General features: G+C 72.1%; 20 protein-coding genes. 12 read left to right on the top strand and 8 right to left on the bottom strand.

Going from position 1 to position 23,947, the window contains the following annotated elements; genetic code table 11:
- Positions 1-195: 195 nt before the first annotated feature.
- Positions 196-1,236: a WYL domain-containing protein gene (locus STBA_RS14200; RefSeq protein WP_107485049.1), complete on the bottom strand. Its 1,041-nt coding sequence runs from the start codon at positions 1,234-1,236 to the stop codon at positions 196-198.
- A 127-nt stretch (positions 1,237-1,363) separates the two neighbouring features.
- On the opposite strand from STBA_RS14200, the gene STBA_RS14195 reads away from it, so the two are divergent.
- The 3 genes from STBA_RS14195 (at position 1,364) to STBA_RS14185 (ending at position 3,542) form a co-directional block, all read left to right on the top strand.
- Positions 1,364-1,786 (top strand): VOC family protein, encoded by a 423-nt coding sequence (locus STBA_RS14195; RefSeq protein WP_077059602.1) that lies wholly within the window; start codon positions 1,364-1,366, stop codon positions 1,784-1,786.
- Positions 1,787-1,855: 69 nt separating this feature from the next.
- The gene (locus STBA_RS14190) at positions 1,856-2,461 is read left to right on the top strand and encodes an aldo/keto reductase (RefSeq protein WP_143659479.1); all 606 of its coding nucleotides are present in this window, start codon (positions 1,856-1,858) and stop codon (positions 2,459-2,461) included.
- Complete coding sequence (locus STBA_RS14185) at positions 2,448-3,542, top strand: winged helix DNA-binding domain-containing protein (protein ID WP_077059600.1); 1,095 nt, start codon at positions 2,448-2,450, stop codon at positions 3,540-3,542. The genes STBA_RS14190 and STBA_RS14185 overlap by 14 nt, the downstream gene beginning before the upstream one ends.
- Before the next feature lie 41 nt (positions 3,543-3,583).
- Here STBA_RS14185 and STBA_RS14180 read toward each other — a convergent pair whose 3' ends face one another.
- From STBA_RS14180 to STBA_RS14170, 3 genes are all read right to left on the bottom strand, one after another.
- Entirely contained in the window at positions 3,584-5,242 is a 1,659-nt protein-coding gene (locus tag STBA_RS14180) for a catalase (RefSeq protein WP_077059599.1), read from the bottom strand.
- A gap of 124 nt (positions 5,243-5,366) precedes the next feature.
- Complete coding sequence (locus STBA_RS14175) at positions 5,367-5,951, bottom strand: short chain dehydrogenase (RefSeq protein ID WP_077063317.1); 585 nt, start codon at positions 5,949-5,951, stop codon at positions 5,367-5,369.
- A gap of 35 nt (positions 5,952-5,986) precedes the next feature.
- The gene (locus STBA_RS14170) at positions 5,987-6,529 is read right to left on the bottom strand and encodes a dihydrofolate reductase family protein (protein WP_077059598.1); all 543 of its coding nucleotides are present in this window, start codon (positions 6,527-6,529) and stop codon (positions 5,987-5,989) included.
- A 281-nt stretch (positions 6,530-6,810) separates the two neighbouring features.
- Between STBA_RS14170 and STBA_RS14165 the strand changes: the two genes are divergently transcribed.
- Both STBA_RS14165 and STBA_RS14160 read left to right on the top strand, forming a co-directional pair.
- Positions 6,811-7,857, top strand: a complete 1,047-nt coding sequence (locus tag STBA_RS14165; RefSeq protein WP_077059597.1) for an NAD(P)-dependent alcohol dehydrogenase — start codon at positions 6,811-6,813, stop codon at positions 7,855-7,857.
- Between the two features lie 109 nt (positions 7,858-7,966).
- On the top strand, positions 7,967-8,839 hold the full coding sequence (locus STBA_RS14160; protein ID WP_077059596.1) for a helix-turn-helix transcriptional regulator: 873 nt from the start codon (positions 7,967-7,969) through the stop codon (positions 8,837-8,839).
- Here the strand turns inward: STBA_RS14160 and STBA_RS14155 are convergent.
- Positions 8,829-9,524: a DUF4232 domain-containing protein gene (locus tag STBA_RS14155; RefSeq protein WP_077059595.1), complete on the bottom strand. Its 696-nt coding sequence runs from the start codon at positions 9,522-9,524 to the stop codon at positions 8,829-8,831. The two genes, STBA_RS14160 and STBA_RS14155, sit on opposite strands and share 11 nt — an antisense overlap.
- Before the next feature lie 165 nt (positions 9,525-9,689).
- Between STBA_RS14155 and STBA_RS14150 the strand changes: the two genes are divergently transcribed.
- From STBA_RS14150 to STBA_RS14135, 4 genes are all read left to right on the top strand, one after another.
- Positions 9,690-10,826: a helix-turn-helix transcriptional regulator gene (locus STBA_RS14150; protein ID WP_077059594.1), complete on the top strand. Its 1,137-nt coding sequence runs from the start codon at positions 9,690-9,692 to the stop codon at positions 10,824-10,826.
- 199 nt (positions 10,827-11,025) lie between these two features.
- Positions 11,026-11,289, top strand: a complete 264-nt coding sequence (locus STBA_RS14145; RefSeq protein ID WP_077059593.1) for an acyl carrier protein — start codon at positions 11,026-11,028, stop codon at positions 11,287-11,289.
- Complete coding sequence (locus STBA_RS14140; protein ID WP_077059592.1) at positions 11,286-12,860, top strand: amino acid adenylation domain-containing protein; 1,575 nt, start codon at positions 11,286-11,288, stop codon at positions 12,858-12,860. Before STBA_RS14145 ends, STBA_RS14140 begins: the two co-directional genes overlap by 4 nt.
- Positions 12,857-17,224, top strand: a complete 4,368-nt coding sequence (locus STBA_RS14135) for a non-ribosomal peptide synthetase (protein WP_077059591.1) — start codon at positions 12,857-12,859, stop codon at positions 17,222-17,224. The genes STBA_RS14140 and STBA_RS14135 overlap by 4 nt, the downstream gene beginning before the upstream one ends.
- Here the strand turns inward: STBA_RS14135 and STBA_RS38795 are convergent.
- From STBA_RS38795 to STBA_RS14125, 3 genes are all read right to left on the bottom strand, one after another.
- Positions 17,221-17,550: a hypothetical protein gene (locus STBA_RS38795; protein WP_253194724.1), complete on the bottom strand. Its 330-nt coding sequence runs from the start codon at positions 17,548-17,550 to the stop codon at positions 17,221-17,223. The genes STBA_RS14135 and STBA_RS38795 overlap by 4 nt on opposite strands.
- A 215-nt stretch (positions 17,551-17,765) precedes the next feature.
- Positions 17,766-18,203, bottom strand: a complete 438-nt coding sequence (locus STBA_RS37140) for a hypothetical protein (RefSeq protein ID WP_143659478.1) — start codon at positions 18,201-18,203, stop codon at positions 17,766-17,768.
- 148 nt (positions 18,204-18,351) lie between these two features.
- Positions 18,352-19,050, bottom strand: a complete 699-nt coding sequence (locus tag STBA_RS14125; RefSeq protein WP_079252401.1) for a FadR/GntR family transcriptional regulator — start codon at positions 19,048-19,050, stop codon at positions 18,352-18,354.
- 228 nt (positions 19,051-19,278) lie between these two features.
- On the opposite strand from STBA_RS14125, the gene STBA_RS14120 reads away from it, so the two are divergent.
- From STBA_RS14120 to STBA_RS14110, 3 genes are read left to right on the top strand one after another with little or no spacing between them, the layout of a single operon-like run.
- The gene (locus STBA_RS14120) at positions 19,279-20,901 is read left to right on the top strand and encodes an ABC transporter substrate-binding protein (RefSeq protein ID WP_077059588.1); all 1,623 of its coding nucleotides are present in this window, start codon (positions 19,279-19,281) and stop codon (positions 20,899-20,901) included.
- On the top strand, positions 20,898-21,857 hold the full coding sequence (locus STBA_RS14115) for an ABC transporter permease (protein ID WP_077059587.1): 960 nt from the start codon (positions 20,898-20,900) through the stop codon (positions 21,855-21,857). The genes STBA_RS14120 and STBA_RS14115 overlap by 4 nt, the downstream gene beginning before the upstream one ends.
- Positions 21,854-23,944 (top strand): dipeptide/oligopeptide/nickel ABC transporter permease/ATP-binding protein, encoded by a 2,091-nt coding sequence (locus tag STBA_RS14110; RefSeq protein WP_079251914.1) that lies wholly within the window; start codon positions 21,854-21,856, stop codon positions 23,942-23,944. The genes STBA_RS14115 and STBA_RS14110 overlap by 4 nt, the downstream gene beginning before the upstream one ends.
- The last annotated feature ends 3 nt before the right edge of the window (positions 23,945-23,947 follow it).

Raw genomic sequence — 23,947 nt, 5'->3', positions numbered from 1 at the left:
CCTAGAAGGACGTGCACAAGGGAAGGACGAGGTCGCGAAAAATCGATTTCACTCATCTGGCTGCGAGTTCTAGGAGGGAAGGATGCACAGGGGTGGAATCGATTTCAATGCCTTGGGACAAAATGCCTCGTCGGACGCCCGTCCCGGGCTCGGATGCGGGGAGCCGTCGCCGGGGTCACCTCATGCGCCGCGTGTTCACTCGACAGCCCCTCCCGTGACGCGTGGGGCGTGTGGGGCGCGTGCGGCGCGGGCGTAGCGGGCGGCGAGGTCGGCGAAGGCGGTGGCCAGTTGGGGCGGGCCGATGACTTCGACCTCGGTGTCGAAGCGGCCGATGGCGGCGGCAAGTCCGGTCCATGACCAGGAGCCGAGGGTGAGCCGGCAGTGGTGGGGGCCGCGTTCCTCGACGATTCCGTCCTGGGCGAAGGGCGCGACGTCGGCGGCCGGCAGGTGGAGGACGACTTCGCCCTGGCAGGGCCAGTCGGTGGTGGTGCCGTCGTTGCCGCGGAATCGGCTGATGACGAAGGCGGAGACGTTGCCGCCGGGGAGTTCGCGCGGGGCGAAGCGGGGGCCGGTGGGTGTGCGGGGCCTGATGCGGTCGGCGCGGAAGGTGCGCCAGTCCTCGCGGTCGAGGTCCCAGGCCACGAGGTACCAGCGACCGCGCCAGGTGACCAGGGAGTGGGGTTGTACGCGGCGGAGGCTGTCGGGCGCGGTGGCCGGGCCGGGCGCGTAGTCGAAGCGCAGTTCCTCGCGGGCGTGGATGACGCGACCGAGGTCCGTCAGGAGCTGGGCGTCGACCTGGGGATCGGCGCCGGCCGCGGGCGGTTGGACGGCGACGGTGGTGAGACGCAGCAGGTCTATGCGGTGGCGCAGGCGGGGCGGCATGACCTGGCGGAGGGTGACCAGGGCGCGGATGGCGTCTTCGGCGACGGCTGTGCCGGCTGTGCCGGAGGCTGCGGTGGTGCCGGTGGCTGCGGTCTGGAGCGCGACCGCCAGGGCGACGGCCTGGTCGTCGTCGAACAGCATGGGTGGCAGGTGAGCGCCGGCCGCCAGGCGGTAGCCGCCGGCCGGTCCCTTGACGGTCGTGATCAGGTAGCCGAGCTCGCGCAGGCGGTCGATGTCACGGCGCACGGTGCGCGAGGTGATGGCGAGCCGCTCGGCGAGGTCCTCGCCGGACCAGTCACGGTGCGTCTGAAGCAGCGAGAGCAGCGCGAGCAGCCGGGAGGACGTTTTGTGCATGGAATCCATTCTCCCCGCAGTAGAGGACACTACCTGTCCGCTACCTGCGCCATGGTGGCTCACGAGCCGTTCGGGGCGGCGCCACCCGTGGCGCATGCGTCAGTCACATCGAGGCAAGGAGCAGGTCATGTCCGTCACGACCACCACTCACCTGAACTTCCGGGGCACCGCACGTGAGGCGCTGGACTTCTACCAGTCCGTCTTCGGCGGACGTACTGTCGTGGTCACCTACAAGGACTCGGGTGCCGTGCGACACGAGAGCGAGGCGGACTGGGTGACGTGGGGCGAGGTGGCCGGCGACAACGGCTTCCACGTCATGGCCTACGACGTGCCCTCGCAACTGCCTTGGCACCAGGGCGAGAACCCGTTCTTCGTCTCCGTGCGCGGTGACGACGCCGAGGAGATCAGCGCCCTGTGGGGCAGGCTCGCCGAGGGCTCGACCGTCGTGCATCCGCTGGAGCCTTCGCAGTGGGCGCCGCTGTACGGCATGCTCACCGACCGGTTCGGCGTCACCTGGGTCCTGGACGTCGCCGCCCCGTACAACGGCTGATCCGGCCGAACCTGACATGCCTGCGCCGTCCGGGCGGCCGCGGTGGCCCGGACGGCGCAGGCACCGAGCATGTGGAGCAGGGAAAGGAAGCGGGTCACCGTGCGGATGCGGAAGCCGGGAGGGACCGGCATCGAAGTCAGCGCCTGCTGCCCGGGCAGCGACTTCGTCGACACCGCCGACGTCCACGGCTACGGCGAGACCGAGGAGAGCGTCGGGAAGGCCCTCGGAGGACACCGCGGCGAGGACGTGCCGGCGGCCGAGTACAACGGACCGACCGGCGAGGGCTCGCGGATGCGGATATTGACCGACTGCCTCGACCGCTACCAGCTCCATCGCACCGACCCGCATGCCGACGTCGCCGGGGCCCGCTCCGCGCCCACCGGCCTCGTGCGTGCCGGGAACGTCCGCGCGACCGGCTCCTCCGACCTGCCGGCCTCGGAAAGCGTCGAAGTCCAGTCGGTCTCGCGGCGCCTCACCGGCGGGCGCAAGCCCGATGCGGTCGAGCGGCTGCTCGTCCTCGCCGAAGCAGCCGGAAACCGACGCGAACGTCCCGTCCGGCACCGACGGCGGTCCGCCGGACGTCTGCTGCCCACCCCTTCCGTCAACCGCACCGACCCGCGACGACGCCAGGCCCACGAGCCGGCCGTGGCCCGGGAGCGCCGTGACCGTCCTTGACAGCCGAGCTCTCAACCGCGCCACCCTCGCCCGCCAGCACCTGCTCGAGCGCAGCGGCACATCCGTACCCGAGGCGGTGGCCCACCTGTGCGGTTTGCAGGCGCAGGAACCACAGGAACCGTTCATCGGGCTGTGGTCCCGCCTGGCCGGCTTCGAGCCCGGGCAGCTGGACGACGCGCTGACCGGCCGCACGGTGGTGCGCACGCATCTGATGCGCCGCACCGTCCACCTCGTCACCGCCGACGACGCGCTCGCCTGGCGGGCCCGCCACGACACCATGCTGCGCCAGCGCGTGCTGGGCACCTACCGCCGTGAACTGGCCGGTATCGACGTGGCCGAGCTCGCCGCCGCGGGCCGCGCGGTCCTGGCCGACCAGCGGCCCCGCACCATGCGCGAGCTCGTCCAGGCCATCGAAGGCCGCTGGCCCGGCCCACCGCGCCGCGCCCTGGGCGAGCTGCTCGTCGCAGCCCTCATCCCCATGGTCCAGCTCCCGCCCCGCGGCCTGTGGCACCGGACCGCCGGCGTCCGCAACCTGCCGTTGGCCACCTGGCTGGGACGGGACGTCGCCCCCCTGCCCGCCGAGGACAGCGATCCCGTCGGGCAGCAGCTGCTACGCCGCTACCTCGCCGCCCACGGGCCCGCCGCCGGCGCGGACCTGCGCGCCTGGTGCGGCCTCGCCGGCCTGCCCGCCGCTGTCAGAGCCGCCCGGGAAGAACTCGTCGTCTTCCGCGACGAACGCGGCCGCGAACTACTCGATCTCCCCGACGCACCCCGCCCCCACCCCGACACCCCGGCCCCCGTCCGGTTCCTGCCGGCCTTCGACAATGCCATCCTCGGCTACCACGACCGCAGCCGCATCATCGACGCCCCTCATCTCGGGCTGTCCGTCGCGGGCCACCGCGTGGTCCTTGTCGACGGACGCGTCGCCGCTACCTGGGCCGTGCGCAACGGCCAACTCCACATCAGCCCACTCCGCCGCCTCACCGCCCCGGAACGGGAGGCCGTCCGCGCCGAAGCCCGGGACCTGACCGTTTTCCTCGACGAAGGCATCGAGCACGTCCACCTCGACGGCGGGACCTGACCCCCGCCCCCGCGGGCCAGGTCCCGCCGTCGCCGTACGGCTCAGCGCCTGACCACGTGCCGTTCGTCGGGAACGCAGTGCGTCATCGTGAGTCCGGCCACGTCGCGCGGCGGGTTGTCCCCGAGCCGCGCCAGACGCTGCTCGTCCTCCTCCGTGAGGGTCTGCGAGGCCAGCGGCGGCAGCTGACGAACCGCGTCCGCGGGGATACCGAGCCCTTCGCCGACACGCAGCCCCAACTCGTTCTCCACCAGCAGGAAGTGCCACACCATCCGCTCCTGGACCGGCCGGTCGCACTGGGCGAGCAGCGTCACCATGTTGTGCACCAGGTCGTCCTGCTCCCACTGCTCCATCAGCAGGTAGCGCTGGCCGGCCTGCTGGTAATCGTTCGTCCGGGGGATGCGCTTGCGCGTGACGCGGCCGCGGATCTCCGGGCCCTGGTCGTCGGTCGTGCGGTACTCGGCCTCGCGGAGCCCTCCGGTGATGGACGGCTCGTAGTTGACCTCCGGATTCGCCCCGGAATCGTCTACACCGGTCGCCATCTGGCCGTCGCGCTGGTTGGTGCGCACCGCGGCACCCTTCGCGGCGTTCACGGGCAATTGCAGGTAGTTGGCGCCGACGCGGTAGCGCTGAGTGTCGCTGTAGGAGAAGGTGCGGCCCACGAGCATTTTGTCGTCGGAGAAATCCAGGCCGTCGACCAGGACACCGGTGCCGAAGGCGATCTGCTCGTTCTCGGCGAAGTAGTTGTCCACCGTCCGGTCGAGCACCATGCGGCCCACCGGCCTGGGCGGGAACTCCTGCTCCGGCCACGTCTTGGTGTCGTCCAGCGGATCGAAGTGCAGCTCCGGGTGCTCGTGGTCGTCCATCATCTGGACGAGAAGCTCCCACTCGGGGTGGTCGCCGCGGCGAATCGCCTCGTACAGGTCTTTCGTCGCGTGCCCCAGCTCGTTTGCCTGAATGGCCGCCGCGTCCGCCTCGGTCATGGACCGCACGCCCTGCTTGGGCATCCAGTGGTACTTGACGAGTTTCGTCTCGCCCTGCTCGTTGACCCACTTGTAGGTGTTGACACCGAAGCCCTGCATATGGCGGTAGTCGGCGGGAATGCCGCGCGGACTGAACAGATTGACCAGCATGTGCATGCTTTCCGGTGTCTGCGACATGAAGTCGAAGATGCGGGCCGGCTTCTGCTCGTGCGATACGGGATCGGGCTTGAGCGCATGGATGACGTCGGGGAACTTGATGGCGTCGCGGATGAAGAAGACACCGAGATTGTTTCCGACGAGGTCCCAGTTGCCCTCCTCGGTGTAGAACTTGACCGCGAATCCCCGCGGGTCCCTGGCCGTCTCCGCGGAATCGCGGCCCCCGATGACGGTCGAGAACCGGACGGCGACGTCGGTGCGCTTGCCCCGTTCCTGGAACAGCTTCGCCCGCGTGTGCCGAGCGATGGGCTCCTCGCCCCAGGCGCCGTAGGACTCGAAGTAGCCGTAGGCGGTGACGCCGCGTGCGTGGACCACCCGCTCGGGCACGCGCTCCCGGTCGAAGTGGCTGATCTTTTCCAGGAATTGATAATTCTCCAGCGTCGCCGGGCCCCGGGCCCCCACCGTGCGCTGGTTCTGATTGTCGTAGACCGGGTGGCCCTGCCGGTTGGTCAGCACCTTCCGCTCGTCACTCGGCTCCGGTCCCTTGCTGGACACATCGGTCATGCCGCGGCTCCTCGCCTCACCACATTCGCGAACGCCCCCTCCCATGGCTACCGCACCCGCCGCAGTCCCGCCACCGGAGCGCCCCCGGCCGTCGCGGCCCCTCGCCTTCCCGCCTCGACCGCGGCTACGGACGTATGGTCCGGCCGTGCGCGGTGCCCTCCACGGCCTCCACGTACGCGCGGGCCACCTCGGCGACGGGAGTACCTTCGGCGGAGTCCATGCCCATGCTTTCCAGGGTTTCCTTGATCCACCCAGGGCTGATGAGATTGATACGCAGTTTCCGCGGCACTTCACCGGCCGCGTTGCGGACGAAGCCCTCCAGGCCGGCGTTGATGAGGGCCCCCAGCGACCCGCCGGCCAACGGAGCGGAGAAGGTGCCTCCGGTCAGCGTGACGGAGCCGCCGTCCCGGAGGTGGCGCACGGCTCGCCGGGCAAGGGCGACCTGTCCCAGGAGCTTGCCCCGCATTCCCGCGGCGATCTCGTCATCCGTCGCGGAAGCCAAGTCCACCAGCGGGCCGCTGGCGGCGCAGCACACCACCGCGTCCAGGTCCCGCACCTGGGTGAAGAGCGCATCCAGGGAGGAAGGGTCTGCCAGATCCGCTTTCACCGGGCCTTTACGCGAAGCTTTCACGACCTGATGAGATGCCTCCAACGCGCCTGCGACAGCACTGCCGACCGTTCCGGTTGCCCCGATCACAAGAACTCTCATGTCATCGATCATGTCAGTGCCGTCGCCGACCGTGCTCAGCGGGCGACGCGCAGCCAGATGGTCGTCGGGTGCGGCATTTCGCTCAGGGAGAGGCGTTCGAGCGGAACGGGGGCGCCGCCCGGGCGGTCGAAAAGCCGGACTCCGTCGCCGAGCATGACCGGCGCGACGGAAACCAGAATCTCGTCGAGCACGTCCGCTTCGACGCACTGCCGGGCGATGTCGGCCCCGAGCACGTTGACGTACTTGTCGCGGGCGGCCTCCCTGGCCCGCGCGACGGCCTCGTCGAAGCCGGTCACGAAGGTGACGCCCGGCACCGGGGTCGCGGGCGGGTTGTGGGTGAGGACGAACTGCGGCCCGCTCCAGCCGCCACCGAACGCCTCGCCCTCCCCTTCCATGCCCTCGTACGGATCACTGCCCCGGAAGGTGCGGTTCCCGACGAGCAAGGCGCCCACCTCGCTGATCAACTCGTCGACCACCGGATTCGGCGCGAGGTGTTCTGTCAGCCATGACATGTCTCCGCCGGGCCCCGCGATGAAGCCGTCCAGCGACATGGCGACCGAATACAGCAGCTTGCCCATGATTGATCCTGCCTCTTGAAGTCGGTGCTCTCACCCCTCTCCGACTCCGGGCCACCCGCGAACTCATCGGCATCCCGCCCTCCGGGCCGCGCCGCACGGTACCGACCTGCCCCGCGCGGGCGGGAGGGTCTGCGAGTGCCTCCCACCCGGGTGCGTCGGCGTGGTTCGCTGGGAGACCCGGGGCCGGAGCTGCCCCGTTTCTCTCGCTGCGAGCTCGCGCCGGTGTGCGCCGCTCGGTCAGCGATCACCCGATTACACGATTGGCTGAGTGAAGGATTCTGATGACTGCCGTACGCGCCTTTGCCGCGACCTCCGCGACGGACCCGCTGGGCCCCGGGACGATCGAGCGGCGTGAGGTGGGCCCGAAGGACGTGCTCATCGAGATCGCCTGGGCCGGTATATGTCATTCCGACATCCACACGGTCCGCGGCGACTGGGGGCAGGTGCAGTACCCGCTCACGGTGGGGCACGAGATCGCCGGAATCGTCGCCCAGGTCGGCCAGGAGGTCACCAGGCACAAGGTCGGGGACCGGGTGGGCGTGGGCTGCATGGTCGACTCCTGCCGTGAGTGCGCGAACTGCGCGGCCGGTCACGAGCAGTACTGCCGCAACGGGTTCACCGACACCTACAACGGCGTCGACCGGGACGGCCGCGTCACCCAGGGTGGTTATTCGACACACATAGTCGTCGACGAGCACTTCGTGCTCCGCGTCCCCGAGGCGATCCCGTTCGAGAACGCCGCCCCGCTGCTGTGCGCGGGCATCACCACCTATTCGCCGCTGCGGCACTGGAACGCCGGGCCCGGCAAGAAGGTCGCCGTCGTCGGCCTGGGCGGTCTCGGCCACATGGCCGTCAAGATCGCCCACGCCCTGGGCGCCGAGGTCACCGTGTTGTCCCAGAGCCTGCGCAAGCGCGATGACGGCCTGCGCCTGGGCGCGGACCACTACTACGCCACCAGCGACCCGGCGACGTTCACGGAATTGGCGAACACGTTCGACCTGATCGTGAACACGGTCAGTGCCCCGATCGACCTGGACGCCTACCTGGGCCTGCTGGCCCTGCACGGCACGATCGTGAGTGTCGGGGCGCCGCCGGAGCCGGTTCCGGTGACGCTGTTCACGCTCTTCGACAACCGCCGCTCCTTCGCGGGATCGAAGATCGGTGGCATCGCCGAGACCCAGGAGATGCTCGACTTCTGCGCCGAGCACCGCATCGCCCCCGAGGTCGAGGTCATCCGTGCCGACCAGATCAATGCGGCATGGGAACGCGTGCTCGCCTCCGACGTCCGCTACCGGTTCGTCATCGACATCTCCACGCTTCCCGCATAAGCGGCGCCCCGAGCCGGAGCGCGATCGGCCCCGGCGTCACCGGCCAGGGGGGTGGGGGGTACCGGGAGGGCCCCCCACCGCACCCTGTGACGGCTCTACCGTTGCAGACATGAGCACGAAGGACGAGGTACGGGAGTTCCTGATCTCCCGCCGCGCGAACGTCACCCCCGAGCAGGCGGGCATTCCCGACTTCGGCGGGGAGCGGCGCGTGCCCGGCCTGCGTCGCGAGGAGGTCGCCATGCTCGCCGGCGTCAGCCTCGACTACTACACCAGGCTGGAGCGCGGCAATGTCCGCGGGGCGTCGGAAAGTGTGCTCAACGCGATCGCCCGGGCACTGCGGCTGAACGATGTCGAGCGCGAGTACCTGTTCGATCTGGCTCGCACCGCCCCGGCCACGGCGCCGGCACGCACCAGGCAACCGGCCGCCCAGTCGGTGCGCACCTCGGTGCAGCGGGTCCTGGACCACATGACCGTGCCGGCGCTCGTCCACAACGCCGACCAGGACCTCATCGCGGCCAACCTCATGGGCCGGGCCCTGTACGCGCCGCACTTCGACACCGAGGGAACGCCGAACATCGCCAGGTTCATCTTCCTCGACCCCCGCGCCCGGGACTACTACGTCGACTGGGCCCTGGCGCGCCGCACCACGGCGGCGATCATGCGACTGGAAGCCGGCCGCGACCCGCTCAACACCCGGCTCACCGCCCTCATCGGCGAGCTTTCCGCGCGCAGCCCTCAGTTCCGCGAGGACTGGGCCGGCCACGACGTCCACGAGCACCGCACCGGCGTGAAGTCGTTCTGCCACCCCGAGGTCGGCCTGATCGAGGTCGCGTTCGACGTGTTCGAGATGCCTGGAGAGGCCGGGCGCCAGATCGTGACCTACAGCGTCCCGCCGGGAACGGACTCCGCAGGCAAGCTCGCCCTGCTGGCCAGCTGGGCCGCCACCCGGGGCGAGGCCGGCGCGCGGGATGTCACCAGGTGAGCGCGTCGTTCAGGGACGATTGCCAGTACGAGACCTGCGCCGAGTCGTCGACGTAGACCTCGCCGCCGGGCAGCGGAACGTCCGCCATCCCCTCGATGGCAGCGTCCCCGGCGTCGGCGAACTGCACGCCGAGACTGGTCGCGGTGTAGCCGCCCGCCGCATCCATGGCGGCGGAGGAGGTGAGGACCGAGGCGTAGGCGGTCTGGCCGGGGGCCAGCGTGATGACGGACTGCGGCTTGCTGTCCTCGTTGCGCGGGACGGCGGCCTGGGCGTCGTCGCCCAGGCGCAGGAAGGGGGCATGGTAGGCGAAGCAGGTTTCGTCGCCGGTGTTGGTCGCCGTGAGCAGCATGTGGTTGATCGGCCGTTCGACCGGGGCGGCGGCCAGCTCGGTCGTGTCGAGCGTGCAGGCGGTGGCCTCCTGCTCCCGCTCCCCGGCGCCGTCCTCGGGCGTTCCGCCGCCGGTCGCCGGCGGGCCGGTGGCCTCCGCCACGTCCCCGGGCTCCTCGGCCGTTTCTTCGCCGCCCGCCTCCTGGGGCGACTCCGTGCCGGGCGACTGGGACGCGGACCCGCCGGAGGCGTCCGCCTCCTCGTCCTGGCAGGCGGTGAGCGTCAGCGCGAGCGTCGCGCCGAGCGCGGCGACGGCGGCAAGGAGACGGGGACGGCGGTGCGGTGCGTTGGTGGTCATCGTTTTGCTGCTCTCTCGTCGTTCTCGTCGTTCTCGTCGGATCGGTGAATCCGCCGGACCCGGTGGCCCGGACGACCGCAGCATGTGACGCCCTTCGTCCCACCTGCCACCGGGCGCCGCGGTTTCGGGGGGGTGGGACAGTTCCACCCCGGGTGACCTGCCAGGATGATCCCGGCTTCGAATGCCGGGACGGGACGCGAGGAACGGGGGACGGCGGTGGCGGGTGCGGAGACGGCGGACCTTGCCGCGCTGCTCATCGAGTTGAAGAACCGTTCGGGGCTGAGCTACGGCGTGCTGGCGAAGCGACTGCACATGAGTGCGTCCACGCTGCACCGCTACTGCCGGGGAGAGGCGCTGCCGCCCGAGTTCGCGACCGTGGAACGGTTCGCCCGGCTGTGCCGGGCCACGCCCGAGGAACACGCAGAGCTGCACCGGCGGTGGATCGCCGCCGACACGGCCCGGCAGCGGGACCGGAAAGGCCCGAGACCGGCCCCGGAGGAGCCCCCGGGCGAGCCCGAGCCGTCGTCGGCGCCCGCCCCCCGCCGGTCCGGGCCGCGGTTCGCGCTGGCCGCGGCGGGCGCCCTCGCCGCCGCCCTGGCGATCGCCCTGCTCGCCGGACTCCTCACCGGCGGTGACGGCGAGGACGGCGACGACGCCGCGACCGGCGCTTCGGAACAGGCCACCGAGCCGGCGCCGCTGGCCGTGGTCACCCGCCCGTACTCGCTCGAGGAGTGCGCGGGCCGTTACCTCGTGGACCGACCGCCGTCCCAGGTGCCGCCGCCCCCGTTCGAGACGGACGCCCCCGGCTGGGTACGCGCCCTGGGCGCCGTCCCGGCCGGGGAGCAGCTCGTGGAACTCACCATTCAGGGCACGGAGACGGAGACGGTCGTCCTGCGCGAGCTGCGCGTGCGCGTCACGGCCAGTGGTGAGCCGCTGCCCTGGCACCTCTACGGCGGCTATTCCGGATGCGGCGGCGGCCCGGTGCGGACCACGGCGTTCGACGTCGACCTGGACGCCACCGCACCGCGGCCGACGGCGGTGGCCGGTCAGGACGACCTCCCGCTGTGGGTCGACGAGAAGGAACCTCTGGTCTTCTACGTCGACGCGCGCGCCGACGCCAAGGACGTCAGCTGGTACCTCGAACTCGACTGGTCCAGCGGCGACCGCGCCGGCACGCTCCGCGTCGACGACGACGGGGAGCCGTTCCGCACCAGTGCCATCAGCGGCCAGACCGAGTGGGGTTACATGATCGGCGGCACCGAATGGATCGACGCCGCCACCGGTCGGCCCGCCGACTCCTGAACCACCGCCGGCTCCTGAACCCCTGTCGACTCCTGTATCTCTTCCGGCTCCTGACCCGCCGTCGGCCCCATCGGTATCGTTGGCCGAGCCCGTGGCCCGTGCTGATCAAGCCGCGTCGAACACAGCCGGGCATCATTCACCATCAGCCGGCAGACGACGGCGCACCGCTCATGCTCGAAGAGCCCAGAAGGGAACGACGATGCCAGCATCGCACCTGTCAGGCGACGATCCGCAGCACACCGACGCACTGGTGCTGTCGATCGTGGACGAGGTGACAGGCCGCGGGCCGCTCCGTCCGACGGACAGCTTCTACGACATCGGCGGCACGTCGCTCGACGCCATACGGATATGTCTGCGCGTCGGCCGGGAAGCGGGAGTCGAGGTCGGTCCCGAGGATCTGCTCGGCTGCGACGACCTCGCGGATTTCATCGCGCTCGTCTCCGCGGCCAGGACGGACAGGTGAGCACCGGCCCGGCCGGTTCCCCGCTCATCCACACGGCCGTCGAGTACCACGCCGCGCGAACGCCCGACGCCGTCGCGCTCGTCCGCGGCAGCGTACGCGTCACCTACGCCGAGCTGGACGCCGCGGCCGGGGCCTGCGCCACGGCCCTGGAGGAACGGGGGGCGGGGCCCGGCGGTTTCGTGCCGGTGGTCATGCCCCGTTCGCCCGCTCTCGTGGCGGTCCTCCTGGGCGTGCTCAAGACCGGCGCGGCCTACGCGGTTCTGGACCCCGGATGGCCCCTCCCGCGGCTCCGGGCCCTGCTCGGGCTGCTGCGACCCCGGGTGGCCGTGGCGCCGGGAGCGGCGGACGCGCCGGGGGCACTGGGCGACTGGGCGGGCGCGGTGTGGTCGCCGCCGCCGGAGGGGGAGTTCGGGCGCCTGGCCGAGCGGGCCACCCGGCGGCCGGGACGGCCGGTGGACGGATCGAGCCCCGCCACCGTCTTCTTCACCTCCGGAACCACCGGCCGGCCGAAGGCCGTGGTGTCCGGCCACCGGGCCACCACCAGTCTGTTCGGCGGCGGCTTCGCCCCCTTCGCGTCCGGCCCGACGATGATCCAGGCCGCGCCACCGACGTGGGACGGATTCACGCTGGAGACCTGGGGGCCGCTGCTGAACGGCGGGACCTGCGTGCTCCCGGACGGCGCGTACCTGATGCCCGGCACTCTGCGCGGCCTCGCCGACGAGCACGGGGTGGACACGGTCTGGCTCACGGCCTCGCTGTTCCACCTCTTCCTCGACGAGGACCCCGGTTGCTTCCAGGGGCTCCGCCAGGTGCTCACCGGCGCGGAACGGCTGTCGGTGCCCAGGGCCAGGGCGTTCCTCGAACGCCATCCCACCACCGCGCTGACCAACGGCTACGGGCCCGTGGAGACCTGCGTCTTCGCCACCGCCCGCCGGGTGCGGTCGGCGGACTGCGCGACAACCACCGGCATCCCGATCGGGGTTCCGGTGCCGGGACGGCGCGTTCACCTCCTGACGGACGGCCGGGAGGCGGCCGCCCCCGGCACCGCCGGCGAGATCTGCGTCTCGGGCGAGGGACTCGCCCTGGGCTACCTCGGCGATCCCCGGCTCACCGCCGAGCGGTTCCCGGTGCTGCCCCTCGACGGCGTCCCGACGCGCGTGTACCGCACGGGCGATCAGGGCTTCCTGGACGGCGACGGCGTCCTGCACTTCCTGGGGCGCGGCGACCGGCAGGTGAAGATCAGAGGGCACCGTGTGGAGCCGGAAGAGGTGGAGGCCGCCGCGCGCGACGTGTCCGGGGTGCGCGAGTGCGCGGTGGTCCCGGTGCCAGGGGAGGACGAGAGCCACGAAGGGCTCGCCCTCTTCTACACCCAGGAGAAGGACGCCGACGGCGCGGACCGCCTGGACGCGAGGACGCTGCGCCGCACGCTCGCCGCGGCGCTGCCGCGTCACCTGGTGCCCGAACGCGTGCACAGCCGGGAACGCCTCCCGCTCACCGCCAGCGGGAAGCTGGACCGCGCTGCCCTCACCGACTCGCTGAGACGTCCCGACCACCCGGAGGGCGACCTGTGACCGAGCGTCCCGCCGCCACCTTTCCCATGTCCTTCGAGCAGGAGTCGATCTGGCTCAACGACCAGCTCACGTCGGGGCCGAGTCTCTACCGCGAGTCCTGGGTCCACCGCATCCGGGGCGACCTCGACGCCGCGGCCGTCGAGACGGCGCTGACCGCCCTCGTCGCCCGCCACGAACCGCTGCGCACCGCGCTCGTCATGGAAGGCGGCCGGGCGGTCCAGGTCGTGGCGCCGCCGGCCCAGGTGCCGCTTGCCGTCCGGTCCGTCCCAGAGGACGGCCTGGCCGCGGCGCTGCACGCCGCCGTCTCGGGTCCGCTGCCCCTGGACCGGCCGCCCCTGCTGAGGGCCACGCTGCTGCGCGTCGCCCCGCGGGACGCCGTTCTCGCGGTGGGGGTGCACCATGCGGCCATCGACGGATGGTCCCTGCGGCTGTTCGACCAGGAGTTCAGCCGGCTGTACCGGATGGCCCTCGACAGCCGTGAGCCCGCGCTGCCCGACCTGCCCATGTCGTTCGGCTCGTACGCCAGGGCCCAGCGTGCGACGGCGGACGAGGCAGCGGACGGCGCTGCGGACGAGGCCGCGGACGCCGCCATGGCGTACTGGCGGCGGACGCTCGCGGGGGCTCCGGAGGAGTCGGCCTTCCCGCTGGACCGTCCGCGGCCGGCGGCGCCGGAACACGGCGGCGGACAGCACGAGTTCGTGATCGGCCCGGAGCTGGGTGCCGCGCTGCGGCGGAGCTGCCGCGAGCTGCGCACGACGCCATTCGTGCTGCTCACCGCGGCGCTGACCGCGTTGCTCGTCAGGCTCGGCGGCCAGGAGGACGTCGTGCTGGGCACGCCCGTCACCCGGCGCGACACGCTGGAACTGGAACCGCTGATCGCCTGCCTGTCCGATGTGATGCCCCTGCGTCAGCGCACCCGCCGGGGGCAGACGTTCCGGGAGCTGGTGGCCGATACGCGGAGCGCGGTGCGGGGCGCCATGGCACACACCCGCGTACCGCACAGCAGGCTGGTGCGCGAGCTGGTCCCGGAACGGACCCAGGACCGGTTCCCGCTCTTCCAGGTCGTGGTGACCGTCGACGATGCCGACGCGCCAGGACTTGACCTGCCCGGCGCAACCGCCGAGCGGCTGTACTGCCACGGCGGCACCGCCAAGTTCGACGTGTTCCTCAATCTTGTGCCGCGGGACGGCGGGTATCTGGGGCTGCTGGAGTACGCGACCGAGATTTTCGACCCCGCGACCGCGCGGCGCATCGGCGAACGCTTCGTCGCCCTGCTGACCGACGCCACGTCCGACGAGGACCGGTGTCTGGACGATTTGCGGGTCATGTCCGAGGACGAGCGGACGTTCGTCGTGGAGACGCTGAGCCGTGGTCCGGCCGCCGCGGCGGGCGACGTGCCGCCGGCCGCCCACGAACGCGTCGACAGAGCCGCCAGGTTGCGGCCGGACGCCCTCGCCGTCGTCCACGGCGAGCACCGGATGACCTATGGGGAACTGGCCGCCTCCGCCGCGGCCCTGGCCGGGGCGCTCACCGCGCGCGGGCTCGCCCGGCAGCGCATCGGAATCATGCTCGACCGGTCGGTCGACGCCCTGGTGGCCGTACTCGGCGTGCTGTACGCCGGCGGGGCATGCGTCCCGCTGGACCCCGCCCTCCCGGCGGACCGCCTCTCCTTCCTCCTCCGCGACAGCGAACCGGCCGCCGTGCTGACCCGGCGGGCCGGCGGCGGCCTGCCCGGGGTGGAGACGATCCTCGTCGAGGACGTGCCCGCGCCCGCTCCCGGCGGCGCGCCGCGTCCGCCGCTGCCGGCGGTGGGCCGGGACGATCCCGCCTACCTCGTGTACACCTCGGGGTCGACCGGGCGGCCGAAGGGCGTGGTCATGCCCCACCGGTCGCTCGCGGCGCTCGTCGACTGGCAGTGCGGCGAGTCGTCCGCGGAAGCGGGCCCGCGCACCGCGCAGTTCGCGCCGCTCGGGTTCGACGTCGCCTTCCAGGAGATGTTCTGCACCTGGGCCGTCGGCGGCACCCTCGTCCTCGTGGACGACCACGCGCGGAGCGACCCGCACCGGCTGCTCGACCTCGTCGAGCACCACGCGGTCGACCGGCTCTTCCTGCCCTACGTGGCCCTCCAGGTGATCGCCGAATACGCGGTGAGCGCCGGGCGCCGCCCGGCGAGCCTGCGCGAGGTGATCACCGCGGGGGAGGAGCTGCACGTCACGCCGGCCATCAGGGAGCTGTTCACCACCTGTCCCCTGGCGCGGCTGGAAAACCAGTACGGTCCGTCGGAGACCCACGTGGTCACCAGGCACCGGCTCACCGGCCCGCCCGTTTCCTGGCCTGACCGGCCACCGATCGGGCGGCCCGTTCCCGGCAGCCGGGTGTACGTCCTGGACGGGCGGCTGCGCCCGCGGCCGGTCGGTGCGGTCGGCGAGATCTGCGTCGCGGGCGACAGCGTGGCCGTGGGCTACCGGTCCGGCGGCGACGCGAACGACCGGCGTTTCGTCACCGATCCGTTCGGGCCGGCCGGCGGACTGCTCTACCGCACCGGTGACCTGGGGGCGTTCCTGCCGGACGGCAGCCTCAGGTTCCTTGGCCGCGGCGACGACCAGACCAAGGTCCGCGGCTACCGTGTCGAACCGGGCGAGGTCGAGGCCGCGTTGAAGACGGTCCCCGGGATCACCGACGCCGTCGTCGTGGCCGAGGGCGGCCACGCCACGGAACGGCGGCTCGTGGCCTACTACACCGCGGCGGAGCCCGACAGGCCCGCGCCGGGGCAGGTGCGTCAGGCGCTGGCCGGGAAGCTGCCCGCCTACCTGGTGCCGTCCGTCGCCACCCGGGTCCCCGGCTTCCCGCGGACCCACAGCGGCAAGACGGACCGGGCGGCCGTTCACCGGCGTTACGCGCCGACCGCACGGACGCCGCGGCCCGCGCCCGTCGGCGGGCGCCTCCCCGCCGGGACGCTCGAACGGGAGCTGGCCGCGCTCTGGGCGGAGGTCCTGCACGTCGAAGCGGTCGAGCCGGACCGGACGTTCTTCTCCTACGGCGGCGATTCCCTGCTCGCCGTGCGGCTCGCCGTCCGGGTCCGTGCGGAGCTGGGGCTGCCCGCCCACCCCTCCGACATCCTCGCGGCGCAGACGCTTTCCGCGCTGGCCCGCACGCTCGGCGAACGCGGCCGGGCTCCCGAGGCGCACGACCTCGGCGAGGAGACCACGCTCGATCCCGGCATCGTGCCCGCGCCAGGACCGGCCGCCGCGCCCCGTCCGCCCGACCACGTCCTGCTGACCGGGGCCACCGGATTCCTGGGCGCGTTCCTGCTCCACGACCTCCTGGAGCGCACGCCCGCGACGGTGCACTGCCTCGTTCGCGCGCCCGACCCGGCGGCCGCGTTCCAGCGGCTGCGGCACACCCTCATGCGTTACCACCTGTGGAACCCCGCCCACGCGGGCCGGATCGAGGCCGTGCCGGGCGATCTGGCCCGCGGGCGGCTCGGCCTCGGGCAGCGGGCGTTCGACCGGTTGGCGCGCCACGTCGACGCGGTGTTCCACACCGGTGCCGAGGTCAACCTGACGTATCCGTACGACCGGTTGAAGGCGGCCAACGTCGACGGCACCGCGGAGATACTCAGACTGGCCGCCGCCCACCGCGCGGTGCCGGTCCACCACGTCTCCACCGTCGGGGTCTTCCCCGCCCACGGCCGCCACCCCGCCGGACGCGTCCTCCCCGACCATCCGCTCGGCGACGGCGCGCTGCTGCGGCACGGCTACGCCAGGACCAAGTGGGTGGCCGAAGCGCTCGTGGCCGAGGCCGGCAAACGGGGCCTCCGCGTGACGGTGTACCGGCCGACCCGGATCAGCGGTCACACCGGCACCGGGGTCTGCCAGACCTCCGACTTCCTCTGGCTGCTGGTCAAGGGCTGCCTCCAGGCCGGTCTCGCGCCCCGCGACTACGCCGGGGACTTCGACCTCGTCCCCGTGGACTACGTCAGCGCCGCCATCGGCGCGCTCGCCGCCGACCCGTCGAACACCGGCGGCATCTTCCACCTGTCCAGTGAACGCCGGCTGCCGTTCACCGAGATCGTGAGCCGGCTGCGGACCCTCGGTCACCGCATCGACGAAGTCCCGCTGGAACAGTGGCACCGCCACCTGGAACAGCAGCCGGGGAACGCGGCCTTCCCGCTGCTCGGCCTCCTGCCCGCGCGAGGCGCACGGCCCGACGAGGAACCCCCGCCCCCCTCCCTCGTCTTCGACTCCGCATCGACCCGCCGCGCCTTGCGGGGGAGCGAGGTGACCTGCCCCCCGATCGACGACGCGCTGTTCGCCCGCTACATCTCCTCCTTCGTCACCGATGGCTTCCTGCCGCCTCCTTAGGACGTGCCCCCCAGGGCCCCGCCCGCGTCCAGGCCCAGGCCGCCGGCGAACGGCATGGTCCGCCAGCGTTCGATCGACGGTTTCACCGCCTCCACGAGCATCGGCAACTGCGGCGCGAGCGCGAGGCAGGCCACCGTTCTGGACATGCCCACGGCGTTGACGAAGCGCAGGGCGCGCTCGTCCAGCCCGCGCAGGCCGTGGCGCCGCGCGGCGGAGTCGTACGCGGCCTCGCACTCGGGCCACAGGCCCGCCAGGTCCCACTCGACGGGTCCGAGCGCGACCAGCTCGAAGTCGGAGTACAACTCGCCGTTCGCCGTGGCGAGCACATTGACCGCCGGGGCGTCTCCGTGGATCGGCTGGAGACCGACGCCGGGGAACGCCGCCTCGAACGCCGCGCGCGAAGCGGACCACCGGTTCGAGGATCTCCCACTCCCGTTGCGCCCGGTCGAGATCGGCCGGCTCGATGAGGTCGGGAGGCGCGCGGAGCGCGACAAGGCTCTCCGTGGTGAACCGCGGCTCGTCCGCCGACAGGAACGGCAGCTCACCCGGGTACGTGCGCAGCGCGGCGTGCAGGCCGGCCACCAGCCCGGAGTTGTGCACGTAGTCGGGCTCGGCACTCCGGTCCTCCTCGACGAACTGCCGACACGTCATCGAGAAACCGTCGCGCCGCACCGGCTCCCGCCGGGACGAGCGGACTCGGCGGGACCACCGGAACGCCCTGTTCCGCGAGCCGGCTCACCAGGTCGAGTTCCGTCTGCTGCTGCGCCGCCTGCGCGTCGGGGCCGGCGGACGACGGCAGGACGGCGGGCACCCGGACCACCACGGGCGACGGAGCGAGATGCACCACGACGGAGAACACGTCGTGGAGCACGGCCGCGTCGGTCACCGCGAGTCCGAGAGCGCGGCCCGCGGCGACGGCCGCGTCGAGAGCCCGTGCCGTGCGGGCGGCGAGCTGGTCGGGCGTCATGAATCCTGGCATGCGGACGATGCTGCCATGCGGGCCTGCCGCCGCGGCGGCCACCGGCCCGTCGGCGACGCGTCCGCTGTCGGCGGCGCCCCGGCACGAGCCGGTGCGCCGGGCACGCCGGGCAGACGTCGAGCTGCCGGCGCCGCCCGCGAGGTGCCGCTCAGGTGGCGTCCGGCGCGGAGGTGCGCGCGCTGTCCGACAGGACCTGGCGGATGCCCGCGAAGTGGTGGTGCATCGCGGCCGTGGCGCGGGGGCCGTCGGTGGATTCCAGGGCCGCGACGATGTCCTGGTGGCGGGAGCAGATGACGCGGGGGTCCTGGGCGTCCTCCTTCAGCTCCTCCCGTACCCGGTGGAAGGCGGCCCAGAACGCGTCGAGCACCTCGCTCAGCAGGTGGTTGCCGAGGGAGCGGTAGAGGGCCAGGTGGAACGCCCGGTCGGTGGCCGCGGTGACGCGGCCGGCGGCGGCCTCCCGTTCCATCGTGCGGACCAGGTCCCGCAGCGCGGCCAGGTCGTCCGGCGGGAGTTTGCCCGCGACGCTGCCGATCAGGCCGGCCTCCAGCGCCTCGCGGACTTCCAGCAGTTCGTCCAGGCTGGCCTCGCCCCTGCGGTGGCGCACCGCGGCGCGGAAGACCATGCCCTCGACGAACGAGTCCAGGCTGAGCGAGCCGACGTACGTGCCGAATCCGTGCCTGATGTCGACGATGCTGACCGCCTGGAGGGCTTTGAGCGCTTCCCTGACGGAGTTCCGGCTGACGCCGAACAGGCTCATCATCTCGCTCTCCGTGGGCAGGGGGTCTCCCGGCGCCAGGCGGCGGCTCAGGATCAGCTTCTTGATCTGGCCCTGCACCTCCTCGGACATCATGCGGCGGGCTGCCATGGCTGCCTCTTTCTCCCCGGTGCGGTCTCACGTTCGAACATGACCACCGACTCTTGACCTTGAGTTCACATTCTGCCACCGGAGATAGGACATGGGATGTCCGGTCGGCGTCCAGTGTTCGCACAGGTCTTGACCTCTCTTGCGGCGCGCTCCTACGTTCACCTAGGACGTAGAACGTAGGACCTCCTCTCTTTACGCGCTGGAGGCGCCGTGAACAACAGGTTCGACCGCAGGGCCTTCCTCAAGCTGTCCGGCGCACTCGGCGCGGCGGGAGCCGTCACCGCGAGCCTCGGCGCCTGCACAGGGCCGCCCTCCACGATCGGGACGGGCGGCGGCGGTGGCGGCGGCACAGGACTTGGCGACCTGACCGTGGTCATCGGGTACGGGAACGACCAGAGCTGGGACCCGACGCAGACCGCGTCCGCGTTCTCGATGGCCGCGATCCAGCACATCTACGAGGGCCTGCTGGACACCGACCCCGTCACCCGCGAGCCCTATCCGTCGCTCGCCCTGGCGCTGCCCGCCGACCGGAACGCCACCACCTGGGAGTTCACCCTCCGCGGGGGCGCGACCTGGCACGACGGCGAGCCGGTGACCGCGGACGACGTCGTCTTCACCTTCGACCGGATACTCGACCCCGAAGTGCGCCCGCTGGCCCGATCGTTCTTCGTCACCTGGCTGCGCGAGGTGCGCAAGACCGGCGACCTGTCCGTCGAGCTGGACTTCCACTACCCCTTCCCCGACGCCGCCGCCCGGCTCGGCATCGCCAAGATCATGCCGCGGCACGTCTTCGGCCGCGAGGGCGCCTGGGACGAGGCCACCGGCGGGCTCGCCGTCGGCTCCGGGCCGTACACGCTGACCTCCCACCAGCCCAAGTCCAATTCGACCTTCGAGGCGTACGACGGCTACAACGGCCCCCGCCCGCCCATGTTCCGGCGCATGAACTGGCTGACGATCGTCGATGCCGCCCCCCGCGTCGCGATGGTCTCCGGGGACAGCGCCGACGCCCAGATCGCGGAGAACATCCCGTACGCCAACGTCGAGCAGCTGCGCGGCGACGGTCTGGAAGTACAGGGCGGCGCCGGCATGAACCACGCGTTCCTGATGTTCAACACGGCCAATCCGCCGTTCGACGACGTCCGCGTGCGCCAGGCCCTGCTCTACGCGATCGACACCGAGCAGCTGATCGAGGTCGGACTGAAGGGGTACGGCCGGGCGCCCACCTCGTTCCTCAACGAGGACAACCCGTCGCACGCCCCCGCAGCCACCGTCTACGCCTACGACCCGGAACGCGCTCGCGCGCTGCTGGCGGAGGCCGGGGTCTCCGGGCTCGACGTCAACCTGATGTCGGTCAACGTCAGTTGGTTCGTGGACTGTCTGCCCACCATCAAGGCGTCCTGGGACGCCATCGGCGTCTCGACCACCCTGGAGCCGCAGGAGACCTCCGCCCTGTTCACCAAGATGGACCAGAACCAGGACTACCAGGTCGTCGCAGCCGTCTCCAACCCGAACCAGTTCGGCCTCGACGCCGACCTGATCATGCGCTACAACTACACGGCCGACGGCCTGTGGATGTCCTACGCGCGCTGGCAGGACAGCGAGGACGCGCAGGCCCTGTTCGAGCTGATGGACCGCGCCAGCCGCGAGCCGGACCCGCAGCGCAAGCTGGCGCTGACCCACCAGTACCTCGACGTCATCGCCGAACAGGCCGTCCTCTACCCCGTCGTGCACAACGAGCTGCTCACGGCCTGGGACCCGGACCGCGTCGTCGGGGTGCGCGCGCTGGCCTACCCGGGCGTCAACGTGCTCCAGGCAAGGGCAGCGTCGTCGTGATGATCATCGCCAGGATGCTGCTGCGGCGCGTCCTCCTCCTCGTTCCGCTGATGCTCGGCATCGTGCTGTTCGTCTTCATCGTCATGCGGTTCGCCGACATGGACCCGGCGTCCGCCTACTACCAGGGGGCCAACCCGACGGCGGAGCAACTCCACCAGTTCCGCGAGGAGAACGGCCTGCTCGACCCGCTGGCCGTCCGCTACGCCGACTTCGTCGGTGACCTGCTCACCGGCGACATGGGCATCAGCGTGCTCACCCGCGCCCCCGTCATCGACCAGGTGAGCACGGCGCTGCCGCTCACCATGCAGCTGACGTTCCTCGGACTCGGCGTCGGCGTCGTCCTGTCGCTGATCCTCGGGGTGACCGCGGCCATCTACCGCGACCGGCTGCCCGACCAGATCATCCGCGTCGTCTCCCTCACCGGCGTCGCCGCCCCCAGCTTCTGGCTTGCGCTGCTGATGATCCAGTACGGGGCGGTCGAGCTGGGCTGGTTCCCCACCGGGGGCTACATCAACCCGAACGACTCGTTCACCGGCTGGCTGGAGACGATGACCCTGCCCGCCCTCGCGCTCTCGCTGCCGGTCGCGGCCCAGCTGACGCGCATCGTGCGCACCGCCGTCGTCGAGGAACTCGACCGGGACTACGTGCGCACCGCGGTCGGCAGCGGCCTGCCGCCGGTCGTGGTGGTCGGCAGGAACGTGCTGCGCAACGCGCTCGTCAACCCGCTCACCGTGCTCGGGCTGCGCGTCGGCTACCTGCTCGGGGGCGCGGTTGTCATCGAAACGATCTTCGGCCTGCCCGGCATGGGGAAGCTCATGATCGACGCCGTGCGCAACGGCGATCCCGCCGTCGTCCAGGGCGTCGTCCTCACCACGGCGGCCGGCTTCGTCGTCATCAACCTCGTCATCGACATCCTCTATCTCCTGGTCAACCCGCGGCTGAGGAGCGCAGCGTGAAGTGGTTCACCCGCCTGCCCGTGCTGTCCAGGGCCGCGCTCGCGGTCCTCGCCGTCGTCGTCCTGGCCGCGCTGTTCGCGCCGCTGATCGCACCGCACGACCCGTATGCCCAGGCCGGTACGGCCGAAGGGCCCTCGGGCGAGCACTGGATGGGGCAGGACAGCCTCGGCCGTGACATCCTCAGCCGCCTGATGCACGGCGCCCGCTGGTCGCTGGCCATCGGGCTCGGGGCGACGCTGCTCGCGCTCGCGGCCGGCGCGCTGCTCGGCGCGGTGGCCGCGACCTCGCGCAAGGCCGTCGACGAGACGCTGATGCGCACCCTCGACATCGTCATGGCTTTCCCCGGCGTGGCGCTCGCCGCCGTGCTGATCTCCGTGTTCGGCGGCGGGATTCCCGTGCTGATCTGCGCCATCGCCTTCCTCTACACCCCGCCCATCGCGCGCGTGGTCCGCGCGAACGTGATGGACCAGTACGGCGAGGACTACGTCACCGCGGAACGCGTCATCGGCGCCCGCACCCCGCACATCCTGATCCGGCACGTCGCCGTCAACTGCGCCGCGCCCATCCTGGTGTTCTGCACGGTGATGGTCGCCGACGCGATCGTCTTCGAGGCGTCGCTGTCGTTCATCGGCGCGGGCGTCCGGCCGCCGGAGCCGTCGTGGGGCAGCGTCATCGCCGACGGCAAGAACATGGTGCTCCTGGGCGGCTGGTGGGCCACGGTCTTCCCCGGCCTGCTGATGCTGCTGACCGTCCTGGCGCTCAACGTCCTGTCCGAGGGCGTTTCCGACGCCTGGGCCGCGCCCCGCGCCCGCGGCCCGCGCCGCACCCCCGCGCGGGCCGCGGACGCCGCGCCGGGCGCCGAGCCGGAACTGACGCCCGGCGCCGGCCCGGCCGTCCCGCCGCAGGCGGCGGCGGAACGGCCCGCGGCGGAACGGCCCGCGGCCGAGGCCGAGGCCGCCGAGAACGCGGCGGCCGGCGGCGGGGGCGTGCTGCCGCTGCCCGGGCTCACGGAGGCGGGCCGCAGACTGCGCGCCAGGGCCAGGCCGCCGGCCGAGGGCGAACCGGTGCTGTCCGTCCGCGACCTGGCCATCGGCTTCGACGGGCAGCACGGCGGCACGGACGTCGTGGACGGCATCGGCTTCGACATCCGCCCCGGCGAAGTCCTGGGCCTCGTCGGCGAGTCCGGCTGCGGCAAGTCGCTGACCGCACTCACCCTCATGGGCCTCCAGCCGCGCGGCGCCCGCGTCTCCGGCAGCGTCACGTTCCAAGGCCGCGAGCTGCTGGGCCTGCCCGCCCGCGCGCGGCGGCCGCTGCTCGGCCACGAGATGGCGATGGTCTACCAGGACGCCCTGTCCTCCCTCAACCCGGCCATGACCATCCGCAGCCAGCTGAAGCAGCTCGTCCGCCGCGGCGGCCGGCGCAGCCCGGCCGAGCTGCTGCGCCTGGTCGGACTCGACCCCGAGCGCACCCTGCGCAGCTACCCGCACGAGATCTCCGGCGGTCAGCGGCAGCGCGTGCTGATCGCGATGGCGCTCTCGCGCGACCCCCGGCTGATCGTGGCCGACGAGCCGACGACCGCCCTGGACGTGACCGTTCAGGCACAGATCATCGAACTCCTGCTGCGGCTGCGGGCGGAGCTGGGCTTCGCGCTGATCCTCGTCTCGCACGACCTCGCGCTCGTCGCGGACGTCACCGACCGCATCGTCGTCATGTACGGCGGCCAGCTCGTCGAGTCGGGCATCACCGCCGACCTGGTCGGGGCGCCCGCGCACCACTACACGCGCGGGCTGCTCGGCTCGGTGCTCTCGCTCGAGTCCGCGGCCGAGCGCATGACACAGATCCGCGGCGTCGTCCCGTCCCCCGCGGACTTCCCGCCCGGCTGCCGGTTCGCCGATCGCTGCCCGCTGGCCGGCGAGGTCTGCGCCACCGCCGTGCCCCGCGTTCCGGCGCCAGGACGGCAGCACCTCGTCTCCTGCCACCACCCGGCCACCGGGGATGCGGCGGGCGCGGCAGACGGGGCGGGCGCGGCAGACGGGCCGGACAGCCAAGGACCCACCGGAAGCACGGAGAGCGAGGCCGCACGGTGACCC

It is taken from the genome of Streptomyces sp. MP131-18, from assembly GCF_001984575.1.
Classification (GTDB): Bacteria; Actinomycetota; Actinomycetes; order Streptomycetales; family Streptomycetaceae; genus Streptomyces; species Streptomyces johnsoniae.
This window is presented reverse-complemented; position numbering and strand designations above follow the sequence as displayed.

Coding starts and splice junctions, on each gene's coding strand:
- STBA_RS14195 (WP_077059602.1), top strand. CDS start 1,364: ATGTCCGTCACGACCACCACTCACCTGAACTTCCGGGGCACCGCACGT.
- STBA_RS14200 (WP_107485049.1), bottom strand. CDS start 1,236: ATGCACAAAACGTCCTCCCGGCTGCTCGCGCTGCTCTCGCTGCTTCAG.
- STBA_RS14150 (WP_077059594.1), top strand. CDS start 9,690: ATGATCCCGGCTTCGAATGCCGGGACGGGACGCGAGGAACGGGGGACG.
- STBA_RS14170 (WP_077059598.1), bottom strand. CDS start 6,529: ATGGGCAAGCTGCTGTATTCGGTCGCCATGTCGCTGGACGGCTTCATC.
- STBA_RS37140 (WP_143659478.1), bottom strand. CDS start 18,203: ATGCCAGGATTCATGACGCCCGACCAGCTCGCCGCCCGCACGGCACGG.
- STBA_RS14175 (WP_077063317.1), bottom strand. CDS start 5,951: ATGAGAGTTCTTGTGATCGGGGCAACCGGAACGGTCGGCAGTGCTGTC.
- STBA_RS14180 (WP_077059599.1), bottom strand. CDS start 5,242: ATGACCGATGTGTCCAGCAAGGGACCGGAGCCGAGTGACGAGCGGAAG.
- STBA_RS14165 (WP_077059597.1), top strand. CDS start 6,811: ATGACTGCCGTACGCGCCTTTGCCGCGACCTCCGCGACGGACCCGCTG.
- STBA_RS14160 (WP_077059596.1), top strand. CDS start 7,967: ATGAGCACGAAGGACGAGGTACGGGAGTTCCTGATCTCCCGCCGCGCG.
- STBA_RS14190 (WP_143659479.1), top strand. CDS start 1,856: ATGTGGAGCAGGGAAAGGAAGCGGGTCACCGTGCGGATGCGGAAGCCG.
- STBA_RS14145 (WP_077059593.1), top strand. CDS start 11,026: ATGCCAGCATCGCACCTGTCAGGCGACGATCCGCAGCACACCGACGCA.
- STBA_RS14125 (WP_079252401.1), bottom strand. CDS start 19,050: ATGTCCGAGGAGGTGCAGGGCCAGATCAAGAAGCTGATCCTGAGCCGC.
- STBA_RS14155 (WP_077059595.1), bottom strand. CDS start 9,524: ATGACCACCAACGCACCGCACCGCCGTCCCCGTCTCCTTGCCGCCGTC.